This is a genomic window from Mucilaginibacter gossypii (assembly GCF_017569325.2).
GTDB classification, from domain to species: Bacteria; Bacteroidota; Bacteroidia; order Sphingobacteriales; family Sphingobacteriaceae; genus Mucilaginibacter; species Mucilaginibacter gossypii.
Genome location: NZ_CP071878.2, coordinates 3,357,202 through 3,369,857 on the forward strand (window position 1 = coordinate 3,357,202; position 12,656 = coordinate 3,369,857).

Here is a 12,656-nt window from a genome sequence, read left to right on the forward strand (position 1 = left end):
AAATATAAGCAAAAATACTATCGAAAGTTGCCAATTAAAGTGAAAGTAAAAAATCAAACGGTACTAATTTTACAGCATCATACCTTATCCGGAAAGGTATAATAAACCGATTTATAAACACAAGGAACAAGATTTCATTAGGGCTTTTCGACATAGAACGGCCTGAGAGTATTTGCAAAATATATTTACCTACATGTACATCAATAAAATTGAAGTTACCGACAAGCGTTTTAATTTAGGCAATGGCGCCGGCTCTGATGCAGTAAATGATTCAACACAGTATGCTTACGCCGTTTGCGAGCTGCATACCGATAGCGGTGTAAAAGGCATAGGTTTAGCTTTCACCCTCGGTGCCGGTAATGACCTGGTATGCAAAGCCATCCAATACCTTTCCGAAACATTAAAGGGGCGAGAAATTGAGGAACTTATGGCCGATTTTGGTTCGGTTTACCGTTCGATACTGGATTCGCCCACCTACCGCTGGTTGGGTCCGCACAAAGGCGTTATGCAATTAGCCCTTGCAGCTATAGTAAATGCATGCTTCGATCTTTGGGCCAAGAGTCGCCAGGTACCGCTCTGGAAACTTTTGCTTGATTTAAGCCCGAAAGAACTGGTGGCAACGCTCGACCTTAGCTACCTTGAAGATGTATTGACTGTTGAAGAAGCAGAAAACATTTTAAAGGGCAATTTTCCAGGCCGCACATTACGCAATGGTGTTTTACAAACAGGTTATAAGGCTTACGATACATCAGTAGGCTGGTTTAACTATTCTGACGAGAAGATCAAAGAGAACGTAGCCCGCGCCATTGACCGGGGATTTACCGCCATGAAGTTAAAAGTTGGCTCAAATGATCCGCAACGTGATATCCGCAGGGCAAAGCTGGTTAGGGCCGAAGCCGGTGATAAAACAACTATTATGCTGGATGCCAACCAAAAATGGAACCTGCCTCAGGCCATCTCCATTTGTAAAGAACTGAGCAGCATAAACCCTTACTGGATAGAGGAACCCACTCACCCTGATGATGTCTTGGCGCATCAAACATTAGCTAAAGAAATTGCGCCCCTTAAAATCGCTGCGGGCGAGCATATCCCTAATAAAATCATATTTAAAAACTTTTTGCAGGCCGGCGCCATGGATTTTTGCCAGGTTGATTGCGTGCGTGTTGGCGGTGTATCCGAATTTTTGACGATAAGCCTGCTGGCAAAAAAATTCAATATTCCTGTGGTACCGCACGTGGGCGATATGGGGCAGATCCATCAGCATTTGGTATTGTTTAACCATGTGGCTATTGGACACGAAAACTTATTTTTGGAACATATACCGCATTTGGCCAAATACTTTAAAAATCCGGCCAATATTAGCGGGGGCTATTACGCCGTACCTGCCGAAGCAGGCAACAGCAGCGACCTTGTAACCAGCTAAAAACCAAAAATGAACCAATTATTAAACAAAGTAATATTTATTACCGGAGGGGCATCGGGCATTGGTTTGGCCTGCGCCGAAGCTTATATCCGTGAGGGAGCAACCGTTTTTATAATGGATGTAAATGAACGCGCTCTTTATAAAACGCTCGACCGTTTTGGAGGTAATCATGAAGGTGTTCCGGGCGATGTATCAAAGGCAGCCGACGTAAAAGCAGCTTTCGATGCAATAAGGAAACATTATGGCAAACTCGATGCTATCCATAACAACGCAGCTATAGCCCATCCCTCAAAACCTGTTGATGAAACGGAAGAGGATGAATGGGATGCCCTGATGAATGTTAACCTCAAAAGCCTGTTTTGGACAACCAAATACGGTATTGATTTACTTAAAGCATCAAAAGGCTGTATTTTAAATACAAGCAGCATGGCCGGCAATATTGGTCAAAGCCTCCATGCTGCTTACACAGCAACAAAAGGCGGCATCAATGCTCTTACCAAATCAATGGCGCTTGATTATGCACCATATGGCATCAGGGTAAATGCTGTTTCGCCGGCCGGTATATGGACACCCTTACTTAAACAATGGGCAGCAGAACAGCCTGATCCAGGGTCGATAGAAAAATACTTAAACAATATCCATGCATTAGGTTACTGCCCAGAGGGCGATGTAGTAGCCGATGCAGCGGTTTTCCTGCTTTCGGACGCGGCACGGTTTGTAACCGGCTGCATTATGCCTGTAAGCGGCGGCGCCGAACTTGGATACAGACGATAAAACAAGATCTTAACCATGAAAAAAACCAACAGTAACACATCAAAATACCTGGCTCCGCTGCTGATAGTAATGAGCCTGATGTTTTTCTGGAACCTGAGCCGCAATATCAATGATGTGCTTATTCCACACCTGAAGCGTGCCTGCCAGCTAACCGACCTGCAATCGTCACTTATCCAGTCGGCATTTTTTGGGGCTTATTTTTTGATGGCCTTGCCTGCCGGCCGCTTTATCGAAAAAATGGGTTACAGAGCAGGGATGCTTACCGGGCTTATATTAGCTGCTATTGGAGCTGCCATATTTTATCCGGCAGCAACCACCAGGTATTATCCTGTGTTCCTGCTGGCATTGTTTACCATGGCATCGGGTTTTGCCATACTGGAGGTTACGGCTACTCCCTATATTTCAAAACTCGGTGATCCGGATCATGCCTCAAGCCGGTTAAGCCTGGCTGCAGCCGTTGGTTCAATGGGCGCTACCATTGGGCCATTTCTTGGCTCTAAGTTTTTATTGCATGAAAAGGATATCCCGGCAAGTCTCATCCAGTCATTTCCCCCAGAGCAACTAAAATCATTTTTAAACAGCGAGGCGCATTTGGTTATCCCGCCTTATCTTACACTGGCTGCGCTGTTTATTGCCCTTTGCGTGGTGCTTTACTTTTTGAAATTGCCGGTTATCCATGAGGGCAACAGCAGGCAAAAACTCTCCGGAGTATTTAAATTCAGGCATACTATGCTGGGCGTATTAGCAGTTTTTGCCTATTTGGGTGCCGAAGTTGGCGTGGTGAGTTTTATAATTAGGTATACAAAGTCCTTAAATATTGCAGGTATTACCGAGCAAAAATCGGCCCTGTTTATTACACTTTACATGGCGCTGGTTTTAACCGGGCGCTTGCTGGGTGCGTTTTTGCTTAAGCAGGTTAAACCCAATAAAGTGCTTACCCTATGCAGTATTGGCGCTTTTACACTGATACTGGTATCGGTACTTACAGGCGGTTACTTATCCATAATTTCACTGTCAATAGTAGGACTGTTTACCTCGGTGATGTATCCTATCATTTTTACGCTTAGCATCAAAAGCATAGGGGACTATACCAAGGTAGCTTCATCACTGCTCATCATGGGAGTTGTAGGCGGAGCCATTATTCCGCCAATAATGGGCTTGATATCAGATCATTCAGGCATTAAGATGGCATTCATTGCACCACTGGTTTGCTATGTGTACGTACTATATTACGGAATTAAAGGCTATATGGTAAAAAACAAAACTTATTCGGATGAATCCGAAGAACCACAGTTGACAGCAATAGGACACTAACCTACTTATTAAGCTTACGAAGTTTTAAATACCTCGCAAGTTTCTGAGCGTTCGCTGCACCTGATGCTGCCGTGAACCATCAACAATGAACCATTAACTAAAAGTAGCCAATACCATATTGCGCAACTTTTTGCGTTTCAATATTATTTTGTTGTGAAAACTACACTTAATACAACTAAATTGTTTCAGCAAGTCATTTTTTACTCAAAATCAAAAAACCGATGTCAAAATAGTATCGAAACAAATCAATTTAAGTACAATTTATTGCCAATACCCTCCATATTTTTACCCTTGATTATAAACGCCAGCTACTAAAAGTTTACAAAACATTTTTTAATCAAAAACCAGAATCCAAAAAAAGGACGAAGTTTTTGAAGTGGAATTTTTATATCCAAAATTGAATGATTAAAACTTTACTAATTACGCTATTATTTGGGTTCACGGCCGGTATTGCCTCAGCACAAGATCATGAAAATGTAAGTGCGGGCAATACCCACGCCGTATATACTATTCAAAATGCACCTAACGATACCTGGAAGGGATTTGAACGTGTTAATATTACCATAGGCCCCCACAAAGCTTATTATGTAAAACCTAAAAAGGCGCTCGAAGGTAATCCATGGGTTTGGCGGGCTTCATTTCCGGATTGGCATACCGATATTGATAGTATCCTGTTAGCCAAAGGCTTTCATGTAGCTTTCGTAAATGTTGATGATCAATATGGCAGCCCCTATGCATTGCAGGTTTGGGATGCTTTTTATCAGTATTTAACAGCTAAACAAGCTTTCGCTGCCAAAGTTGCCCTTGAAGGCGTTAGTCGTGGCGGTTTATATGTATATGGCTGGGCCAAACGCAATCCTGATAAAATTAGTTGCATTTATAATGAAGCCCCTGTTTGCAATATTGAAAGCTGGCCGGGAGGTAAACTAAGTGCCCCGGGCGATGCCGCTCTGTGGAAACAGCTGCAACAGGTGTATCACTTTACCGAACAACAAGCGCTTGATTACAAAGACAATCCTATTGATAACCTTGACGGCCTTGCTGCTTTTAAGGTACCGGTTATGCATATCATAGGTATCAATGATAAACTGGTACCCAATGCCGAAAACACCAACATCCTTGCTCAACGTTATACCGCATTAGGCGGGCCGATGATGATATACCCGGTAACTGCCGGTCCGCAGGAATTGAACGGGCACCACTTCCCTATCGAAAATCCCGGGCACTGGGCTGATATGATCATAAGCTACTGCTATCCTGTAAAAAAAGTGCTGCCATATACCGATTACTTTATAACCCGTAACGGCTTGGCCAACAGTCTTAGTGTATTCAGTGCGGGCAAGAAAGCTACAGTAGCTTTTTTAGGCGGATCAATTACCTATAACCCCGGCTGGCGCGAAAAGATAAGCCGTTACCTTACCGAGCGTTTTCCCGCAACCAGTTTTCATCTTATACAGGCTGGCATACCCTCGTTAGGTAGTGTACCGCATGCATTCCGTTTACAGCGGGATGTGCTTGATTCGGGCAAGGTTGATTTGATGTTTGTTGAAGCCGCGGTAAACGATAACGTGAACGGACTGGACAGCCTTACCGAGGTACGGGCGCTGGAAGGAATTGTAAGGCATGCAAAAAAAGCCAATCCTTCGATAGATATCGTCATGATGTCATTTGTTGATCCGGATAAGATCAAAGATTACAACAATGGCAAAATCCCGATGCAAATCAAAAATCACGAATTAATTGCAGAACATTACGGCTTACCATCCATTAACCTGGCCAAAGAGGTTACCGATAAACTTAATAACCATGAATTTTCATGGCAATATGATTTTAAAGACTTGCACCCAGCCATTTACGGACAGGAACTTTACTTCGCCACCATAAAAAGCCTGCTCAATTCATGTTTTAACAAACAGCCGGCTGCTGCTACTAAAGCAAATCCCTTGCCCAAACCGCTTAACGCGCTTAACCTCAATAATGGCCGCTATTACAGCATTCAAAACGCAAAAAATTTGAACGAATGGGCCATTAATCCAGATTGGGCACCCAACAATAACCTGAGCACCCGCGAAGGTTTTGTACACAAACCAATGCTTATTGCCACAAAACCGGGCTCATCATTAACATTGCCATTTACCGGCACCGCTATAGGCATGGCCATTGTATCCGGGCCTGATGCAGGTATTATCAGCTACAGTATCGATGGTGGCATTGAAAAAAAGATGGACCTGTACACAGAGTTCAGCTCATGGATTTATCTGCCCTGGTATGTAACCTTTAGTACCGACCTCAAAAAAGGCCAGCACACGCTCAGCCTTAAAATTGAAACCGACAAGAATAAAAACAGCAAGGGAAACACGTGCCAGGTAGTCTATTTTTTAACCAATTGATTTTTTTAAAAAACAGCCATAAGCTGTAAACACAGCTCAAAACTTTTAATTGTCAACTTAACATATTTAAAAAATGATCAAACCTTTTACCAGTGAAAAAACCTTTTACCATCTGCGCATTTAAACGGTGCCTGAAACCAATAAACCCATCAACCAAATCTCAAAAACAAAGAACCATTATCAAACCAATTTTTATGAAAGAATTTTACCAACGGATCAAAAACCGGCGGGAGCCTAGACAGTTTCACAGGCCTGCACCGGGTTTTTATTACTTTGTATTATTACTGCTGAGTTTTATCTGCTCAGCCCAATTTACGCACGCACAAAGTAAGGTAACTGTTACCGGCCTCGTGACCGACACACTGGGCGGTAAAATTGCAGGCGCCAACATTGTTGCCATCAACCGCAAAAACCTGGGTACTACTACCGATGCTAACGGTAGGTTTGTGATCGATGCCGAGCCCGGTACTATCCTTAAAGTATCGTACGTAACTTTTATCGATCAAACTTTCACCGTTTCGGCCGGTAAGCTGGTAGTAAATATTGTGCTTAAAGAATCCAAACGCGGCCTCGATGAGGTTGTGGTATTGGCCTACGGCAAAAAAGAACGAAAAGAAGCCGTAGTAGGTTCGGTAACCACCGTTAAGCCCGCCGACCTGAAAATACCCGCCAGTAACTTAACCAATGCACTTGCCGGACAGGTTGCAGGTATCATCGCCTTTCAGCCAAGCGGCCAGCCAGGGCAGGATAATTCCAGTTTCTTTATCCGCGGTGTAACCACTTTTGGTTACAAAAAAGATCCGCTTATTTTGATAGATAACGTTGAACTTTCCACAACCGACCTTGCCCGCCTGCAGGTTGATGATATCGCCAGCTTTTCGATATTGAAAGATGCAAGCGCTACTGCACTTTACGGTGCCCGCGGTGCAAACGGTGTAATTTTGGTAAGCACCAAAGAAGGTAAAATTGGCAAAGCCAAGATCAATGTACGTGTGGAAAACTCCATATCGCAATCGGCCAAAACGCTGCAGCTGGCCGATCCTATCACTTATATGAAGCTGTTTAACGAAGCTACCATAACCCGCGATCCGTTAAGTCCGCTCCCCTTCTCTCAAAATAAAATATTAAATACAGAAGCCACCATACGAGGCGACGCAGGCAGCAACAAGTATGTTTATCCCGCTGTCGATTGGCTGGATATGCTTTTCAAAAAACGCACAGCTACCCAGCGTGCCGATATGAGCGTAAGCGGCGGCGGCGATGTGGCCCGTTACTATGTATCAGGCTCATACAATGTTGACCATGGTATTTTGAGGCAGGATATTGCCAACAATAACAACAACAACGTAAAGTTTGAAAACTACCAGCTGCGCTCAAACGTTAACATTAACTTAAGTAAAAGTACCGAGCTTATTGTAAGGCTGGCTGGTTCATTCAATGAGTATAATGGCCCTCTTACTGCCGATGCTTCATTCTCAACCGACCTTTATAACGTTGCCGTACACACCAGCCCGGTATTGTTCCCTGCTTACTTCCCTGCCGATTCCGCCAATCGCGATGTTAAGCACATCCTGTTCGGTAACGCGGCACCAGCAAACGCAGGGTCAACATCAAATGCCATCGCATATAATAACCCATATGCTGCATTGTTGCGCGGTCATAAAAACTATTCAGAATCACGGTTATCGGCCCAGTTGGAGTTAAATCAGAAACTGGATTTTATAACCGACGGGCTCAACTTTCATGGCTTATTCCATACCAACAGGTATTCATACTTTCAGTCGCAAATGGGTTACTCTCCATTTTACTATAATGTAAATACCTACGATAAAGCCACTAATAAATATACTTTAACCTGGCTTAACCCGCAGCCAACCGGCAATAACGTAGCCACCGAGTACCTGAGCTATTACCGCGATCCAAGCACCGATAACCTCAATACTTACATCTATTTTCAAGGCGTATTGGATTATAATCATGCCTTTGGCAGTCATAACCTGAGCGCATCATTGATTGGTACCCGCCAGCAAACGGTTTATTCAGCAGCTAAAGATCCGGTACTTGACAGGCCAACACTGCAATACTCGCTGCCTTACCGTAACCTCACCCTTGCAGGCCGCGCTACTTATTCATTTAAAAGCCGTTATTTCCTGGAATTTAACTTTGGTTATAACGGTACCGAGCGCTTTTCGTCAAGTCATAGATATGGTTTCTTCCCTACCATTGGCGGTTCATGGATCGTATCCGACGAAAAATTCTGGGGACAGGGGCTTTATGACGTTATCTCTCGCATGAAGGTGAGAGCCAGCTATGGTTTAGTAGGTAACGATGCCATCGGCTCACAACGTTTCTTCTTCCTTTCAGATGTTAACCTTAACGGCGGCAACCCTGCCTATTTTGGTACCTTTAACGGTTACAGGCGCGAGGGTGTTTACATTAATAACTACGAAAATCCTAACGTAACCTGGGAAACATCGCGCCAGCTAAACCTTGGCCTGGAGTTCACCATGTTTAAAAACCTCAATGTAGTAGCCGAGGTTTACAAATATCACCGTTATAATATTCTTCAAACACGCAGTTCGCTGCCAACAACACTGGGTCTTGAGGCACTTGACCAATATGGAAACCCAAATGTTACTGCCAATATAGGCACGGCCGATACAAAAGGTATCGACCTGCAAATGGATTATAAGGCCGCTATAAACAAAGATGTTTGGCTACAGGGCCGCGGCAACTTTACCCTGGCAAGCAGCAAATATGGCAACTATGAAGAGCCTCAGTATAAAGAAGCTTACCGTTACCACAAAGGCCAGGAAATAAACAGGCAGTACGGTTACATTGCCGAGCGTTTATTTGTTGACGATAATGAAGCCAGAAACTCTCCGTCACAGATCTTTTCAACCAATGGCATCCCTCCGGGTGGTGGCGATATTAAATACCGCGACTTAAACGGCGACGGTAAAATTGACGGCGCCGATCAAACTTTTATTGGTTATCCAACGGTGCCCGAAATTGTATATGGCTACGGCTTATCAGCAGGGATCAAAAACTTTGACATTTCCTGCTTTTTCCAGGGCCAGGCGCGTGTATCGTTCTTTATTGACCCCAGCCGTACCAGTCCATTCATTCAAAGCCCCGATCCATATATCTACGGCAATACACAGTTGATCAAAGCTTTTGCCGACAGCCACTGGAGCGAGGAGAACCAGGATTTATATGCAACCTATCCAAGGTTAGGTGTAACCGGAAACCAGATCGAAAACAACCGTCAAAACAGTACCTGGTGGATGCGTGATGGTAGTTTCCTGAGGCTTAAATCGGTGGAGATAGGTTACTCATTACCGCCATCTATTTTAAAACGCTTAAATGTTACCAAATGCCGCATCTACTTTAACGGCCTTAACCTGTATACCTGGAGCGCCTTTAAACTTTGGGACCCTGAGCTTGGCGGTAATGGTTTTGCCTACCCAATACAAAAGGTGTTCAACTTAGGCATAAACGTTAACCTATAATTTTTTACAGATCAATACTTAGTATTATGAAACAATATTATAAACTTTTATTACTGGTAGGGCTCCTGGTTTCGGGCGCATCATGTAAAAAATACCTTGATGTAACACCAGATAATACAGGCACGCTTGAGTACGCGTTCAGAAACCGTAACGAGGCCGAAAACTACCTGTTTACCTGCTACGCAACCTTACAGCAGTTTTATGACCCCACTTCAAACATCGGTTTCACCACATCATCGGAAATCATTTATCCCAACAACCTCACCAATCACCCGCTTAATGAAAATGGCTTTAGCCTTATCCGTGGCACGCAAAACAGCGCAAGCCCAGGTGTGAACTGGTGGGATGGCGAAAATGGCGGGCAGGCATTGTTCCGTTCTATCCGCAGGTGTAACATCATGCTTGAAAACATTGACAAACCTATTGACCTTTCACCAGCTGAAAAAGCAAGGTGGATAGCCGAGGTAAAGTTCCTTAAAGCATATTACCATTATTACCTGTGCCGCTTGTATGGGCCGGTACCACTGGTAAAAACCAATATCGATATTACGGCCAGCACCGAAGAGGTAAGGGTAAAACGCTCGCCGGTTGATTCGGTATTTAACTATTGCGTACAATTACTGGATGAGGCTATTCCAGATTTGCCGCCGGTTATCACCAACCAGGCAAAAGAGCTTGGCCGCATTACCCAGCTAACCGCTTTATCAATTAAAGCCGAAATGTTAGCCACTCAGGCCAGTCCCCTTTTCAACGGCAACCCGGACTACGCCAGCATGAAAAACAAAGATGGCCAGCCTTTATTTTCAAGTACCGCCGACCCGCAAAAATGGAAACGTGCCGCCGATGCCTGTAAAGCTGCCATTGATGCCTGCGAAGCCAACGGGCTTAAACTTTACACCTTTGTCGCACCACCTACAGTTGGTTCCCTTTCAGATCAGTTGCGTAACGAGCTAACCATTCAAAACGCGGTTACCGAAAAATGGGATGTAAACCCCGAACTGATCTGGGCATTAAACCCAACCTTCCCATGCCAGGGCTATGCAACACCGAGGTTAACGCCAAAATCAGCGGTTAACATTTTCTCGAACCCCTCAACGTTCGCTGTTCCGATTTCAACACAGGAGCTTTTTTATACTGCTAACGGCGTACCGTTAACAGAGGATAAAGATTATGATTATGCCAACCGTTTCGCCCTGAAAACAGCAGGCGACGCCGATAAATACTATATAGCTCAAGGATATACAACTATCAACGAGCATTATGGCCGCGAAAGCCGCTTTTACGCTAATATTGCTTTTGATGGCAGCATCTGGTATGGTAACGGCATTTACAACCAGGACCAGGCTTACCATGTTGAAGCACGCGGTTCGGGATCACTGGCAGGCCCAAAAGATTTGAACACGCTAAACATCACCGGTTATTGGCCTAAAAAGCTGGCTAATTACCTTTCAGTTTATGATGATGGTTTTCAGCCAATTGAATTTCACCTGCCGCTGATGAGACTTGCCGGTTTATATCTCTTATATGCCGAAAGCCTGAACGAGGCAAATGGCCCAACTGCCGATGTCTACAACTACATTGACAAGGTAAGGGCAAGAGCAGGTTTAAAAGGTGTGTTGGAGTCATGGTCAACCTATTCAAAAACTCCGGGCAAACCAACAACTAAGGAAGGTTTACGGGATATCATACACCGTGAACGTCGTATTGAACTATGTTTTGAGGCGCAAAGCGGGTGGGACCTTCGCCGCTGGAAAGAAATACAAAATGTATTGAGCGTACCACTGCAGGGGTGGAATATTTATGAGTCTGAAGCTGGTAACTACTACAGGCCACACACCGTGTTAACGCCGGTTTTCGGGCTAAAAAATTATTTCTGGCCTATAAAGGATAATGACCTGATAGTTAACAACAACCTGGTACAAACCACCTACTGGTAGGCGTCCTCCCCATTTACAAATGAATTAATTCAACATAAATAAGAATTATGAAACGCATTAAAAATTATACGATAACAACGCTGGTGCTTGCAGTTGCGTTGTTTATAGCGTGCTTAAATTCATGCAAAAAAAACGACGGGTACGTTAAAGAGGTTTCGACCGATATGAGCAAGCCTGCCGTGGTTACCAACGTAAAAGTTAAGAACTTTAACGGCGGTGCTTATATTACCTACGATTTGCCAAACTCAGACAACCTGCTATACGTGCAGGCCGAGTATCGCATCAATGATAAAACTACACGCCAAACTAAATCGAGCTATTACTCAGATACCGTTACGGTTGATGGCTTTGCCAAAAGCCAGGAATATGAGGTAACACTGTACTCGGTGAGCCGGGCTAACGTAAAGTCAGATCCGCTTGTAGTTAAAGTACACCCTGATACGCCTTTTTACAAGCTTATCAAACCAACATTAACTATCACATCTGATTTTGGCGGCGTAAACATCAAAGCTATGAACCCCAACCAAAAGGACATTGGTGTAATTTTATTGGCTTTTGATAAATCAACGCAGGCATTGGAGGTTGTTGATCAGCATTATACCAAAGTTGACACTATTAATTACTCCATAAGGGGCTACCCTGCTGTACCGCAACAATTTGGGGTATATGTTACCGATAAATTTGGCAATATCTCTGATACTACTGTTGTAAACATCACCCCAATATTTGAAACGCTGCTGGATAAGAGCAAGTTTTCGGTATACAAAACCCCTACTGATAGCCCTACAGCTTATGGTTGGGAAGTGCCTTACCTATGGGATAACAAAACCGACGGCTACTCAAACGGTTGGCATACTGCTCCGGGAGCGCCCGCTCCAATACAGGTTACCTTTAGCCTGGGTGTATCGGCACAATTAAGCCGCTTTGTATTATGGGAAAGGCCAAATCAGTATGCCTACGCGCATGGTAACCCTAAAGATTTCAGCATTTGGGGATCAAACGTTAATGCACCGCAGGATATAAGGCTCCCTGATTATGCTCCTGTAGGAACTGTAGTTGGCGACTGGGTTAATATCGGTAACTACCATTATCCAAACCCGCCATCGGGCCTTACACCTGGCTTCACCAATGCTGCCGATGCTGACTTTGTTGCAGCAGGGGTTAACTTTAATATCCCTCCGGGTTCAACACCTATTAAGTACTTCCGCTTCATGGTGCATGACACATGGTCAAACGGTGACTTTGCCCACATGATGGAACTTTCAATTTATGGTAACCCACAATAGGTATTAACTCATTTAGATTA

Annotated in this window: 7 protein-coding genes; all 7 read left to right on the plus strand. The window is 44.1% G+C overall.

The features are described from left to right. The first annotated feature begins 193 nt into the window (after positions 1 to 193). On the plus strand, positions 194 to 1,423 hold the full coding sequence (locus J3L18_RS14020) for an enolase C-terminal domain-like protein (RefSeq protein WP_129570309.1): 1,230 nt from the start codon (positions 194 to 196) through the stop codon (positions 1,421 to 1,423). A gap of 9 nt (positions 1,424 to 1,432) precedes the next feature. Beyond that, on the plus strand, positions 1,433 to 2,197 hold the full coding sequence (locus tag J3L18_RS14025; protein WP_129570308.1) for an SDR family NAD(P)-dependent oxidoreductase: 765 nt from the start codon (positions 1,433 to 1,435) through the stop codon (positions 2,195 to 2,197). 15 nt (positions 2,198 to 2,212) lie between these two features. Beyond that, the gene (fucP, locus tag J3L18_RS14030; RefSeq protein WP_129570307.1) at positions 2,213 to 3,511 is read left to right on the plus strand and encodes an L-fucose:H+ symporter permease; all 1,299 of its coding nucleotides are present in this window, start codon (positions 2,213 to 2,215) and stop codon (positions 3,509 to 3,511) included. Positions 3,512 to 3,912: 401 nt separating this feature from the next. Continuing rightward, complete coding sequence (locus J3L18_RS14035) at positions 3,913 to 5,901, plus strand: SGNH/GDSL hydrolase family protein (protein WP_129570306.1); 1,989 nt, start codon at positions 3,913 to 3,915, stop codon at positions 5,899 to 5,901. Positions 5,902 to 6,095: 194 nt separating this feature from the next. After that, positions 6,096 to 9,413, plus strand: a complete 3,318-nt coding sequence (locus tag J3L18_RS14040; protein WP_129570305.1) for a SusC/RagA family TonB-linked outer membrane protein — start codon at positions 6,096 to 6,098, stop codon at positions 9,411 to 9,413. A gap of 26 nt (positions 9,414 to 9,439) precedes the next feature. After that, positions 9,440 to 11,350, plus strand: a complete 1,911-nt coding sequence (locus J3L18_RS14045) for a RagB/SusD family nutrient uptake outer membrane protein (RefSeq protein WP_129570304.1) — start codon at positions 9,440 to 9,442, stop codon at positions 11,348 to 11,350. A 47-nt stretch (positions 11,351 to 11,397) separates the two neighbouring features. After that, positions 11,398 to 12,636: a DUF5000 domain-containing lipoprotein gene (locus J3L18_RS14050; RefSeq protein ID WP_112655429.1), complete on the plus strand. Its 1,239-nt coding sequence runs from the start codon at positions 11,398 to 11,400 to the stop codon at positions 12,634 to 12,636. The last annotated feature ends 20 nt before the right edge of the window (positions 12,637 to 12,656 follow it).

Excerpts from the sequence above, each read along its gene's own strand:
- J3L18_RS14020 (WP_129570309.1), top strand. The coding sequence starts at position 194 with ATGTACATCAATAAAATTGAAGTTACCGACAAGCGTTTTAATTTAGGC.
- J3L18_RS14025 (WP_129570308.1), top strand. The coding sequence starts at position 1,433 with ATGAACCAATTATTAAACAAAGTAATATTTATTACCGGAGGGGCATCG.
- fucP (WP_129570307.1), top strand. The coding sequence starts at position 2,213 with ATGAAAAAAACCAACAGTAACACATCAAAATACCTGGCTCCGCTGCTG.
- J3L18_RS14035 (WP_129570306.1), top strand. The coding sequence starts at position 3,913 with ATGATTAAAACTTTACTAATTACGCTATTATTTGGGTTCACGGCCGGT.
- J3L18_RS14040 (WP_129570305.1), top strand. The coding sequence starts at position 6,096 with ATGAAAGAATTTTACCAACGGATCAAAAACCGGCGGGAGCCTAGACAG.
- J3L18_RS14045 (WP_129570304.1), top strand. The coding sequence starts at position 9,440 with ATGAAACAATATTATAAACTTTTATTACTGGTAGGGCTCCTGGTTTCG.
- J3L18_RS14050 (WP_112655429.1), top strand. The coding sequence starts at position 11,398 with ATGAAACGCATTAAAAATTATACGATAACAACGCTGGTGCTTGCAGTT.